A 1,662-nucleotide genomic window follows, 5' to 3' on the forward strand; every position below is an offset into this window, starting at 1 on the left:
CGGCAATATCTGGACACACTGAAGGGACAATATTCCCATATCCTGATTGACTGTCAGCCCTCGTTGGGGATGCTTACGGTCAATGCGCTGGCGGCTGCGAACAGGATCATCATTCCCGTTCAGGCAGAGTATCTGCCTGCCAAAGGGCTGGAACAGCTGCTCTCCACGGTAAACAAGGTAAAGCGGCAGATCAACCCCAAGCTCCAGATTGACGGTATCCTGCTGACGATGGTGGATAACCGCACCAACTTTGCAAAAGAGATTGCTGCTTTGCTGCGGGACACCTATGGAAGTAAAATCAAAATCTTTGGAACGGAGATTCCACACTCTGTCCGTGCAAAGGAAATCAGCGCAGAGGGAAAAAGTATTTTCGCCCATGACCCTGGCGGCAAGGTGGCAGAGGGGTATCGAAATCTGACGAAGGAGGTGTTGAAACTTGAAAAGCAGCGCGAAAAAAATAGAGCTGGCCTCGGTAGATGATCTGTTCTCCACCGAAGAAGGCCGTCAGGATGCAAAGCTGGAAAAGATTCAGGAGATTCCGCTGTCTGAACTGCATCCCTTTAAGAACCACCCATTCAAAGTCAAGGATGACGAAGCAATGATGGAAACCGCAGACAGTATCAAGCAGTATGGTGTGCTGGTTCCTGCGATTGCCCGTCCTGACCCGGAGGGTGGTTATGAACTGGTGGCCGGACACAGGCGGCACAGAGCCAGTGAGCTGGCAGAAAAGGAGACCATGCCGGTAATTGTCCGTGATCTGGACGATGATGCAGCCACAATTATTATGGTTGACAGCAATCTGCAACGAGAAAGTCTCCTCCCCAGTGAAAGAGCATTTGCTTATAAAATGAAGTTGGAGGCTATGAAACATCAAGGAGAGCGAGTGGATTTAACTTGTTCCCAAGTTGGGAACAAGTTGGCTGGAAAGAAATCAAGTGAGCTTTTAGCTGAACAGGTTGGTCAAAGTAAAAATCAGATTTTTCGCTTTATTCGCTTGACCGAGCTGATTCCCGAACTGCTGGATATGGTGGATGAAAAGAAAATTGCCTTAAATCCCGCCTATGAACTGTCTTTCCTCAAAACAGAGGAACAGAGGGATTTGCTTGATGCGATGGACAGCGAACAGGCTACCCCTTCTCTTTCTCAAGCCCAGCGGCTCAAGAAATACAGTCAGGAGGGGCATCTGACCCTCGATATGATGCGTGTCATCATGGGAGAGGAAAAGAAAAGCGATCTGGATCGAGTGACATTTACCTCTGACACCTTGCGGAAGTATTTCCCTAAAAGCTATACGCCTCAGCGGATGCAGGAAACCATCATCAAGCTGCTGGAGGCATGGCAGAAAAAGCGTCAGAGAGACCAGGAACGATGAAAGGAGCCGCCTATGAAAGATATTTCAGCAAGGGAGCTGAAAGGACATAACATTCTTGCCGTGGAACGCTTTGAGGACAGCACCCGATGGATGATTGAGTTTGTTGTTCTCCATCCGTGTAGTGCTTACGGGAGCAGAGGTGATGAAATGCGTCTGTTTCTTGCAGAGGACGGGTATCAGGCTGCCCTGCAAAGCCAGCAGCGCCGGGAAATCAAGATCAAGCGTTACGCTCGTGTGATTGAGGGACATATCCTCGATTTCAAACCGGGAAAACGCCGCCGCTCATAAAC

3 protein-coding genes are annotated in these 1,662 nt (G+C 49.5%); all 3 read left to right on the plus strand.

Translation table 11 applies throughout. From position 1 onward, the window contains the following. Window positions 1–480 (plus strand): ParA family protein (locus I2G42_RS16160; RefSeq protein WP_195531271.1); only part of this gene is annotated, 480 nt, incomplete at its 5' end. Continuing rightward, a complete protein-coding gene (locus tag I2G42_RS16165; protein WP_117920651.1) occupies window positions 437–1,372 on the plus strand; it encodes a ParB/RepB/Spo0J family partition protein in 936 nt (311 codons plus the stop codon). The genes I2G42_RS16160 and I2G42_RS16165, both read left to right, overlap by 44 nt. 12 nt (window positions 1,373–1,384) lie before the next feature. Next, window positions 1,385–1,660, plus strand: coding sequence for a DUF5720 family protein (locus I2G42_RS16170; protein ID WP_055226913.1), 276 nt, complete (start codon window positions 1,385–1,387; stop codon window positions 1,658–1,660). Window positions 1,661–1,662: the final 2 nt, after the last annotated feature.

Source organism: Fusicatenibacter saccharivorans (assembly GCF_015557635.1).
Classification (GTDB): domain Bacteria; phylum Bacillota; class Clostridia; order Lachnospirales; family Lachnospiraceae; genus Fusicatenibacter; species Fusicatenibacter saccharivorans.

Bases quoted from the DNA above. Each gene is read 5' to 3' on its own strand.
- I2G42_RS16170 (WP_055226913.1), top strand. From the start codon at position 1,385: ATGAAAGATATTTCAGCAAGGGAGCTGAAAGGACATAACATTCTTGCC.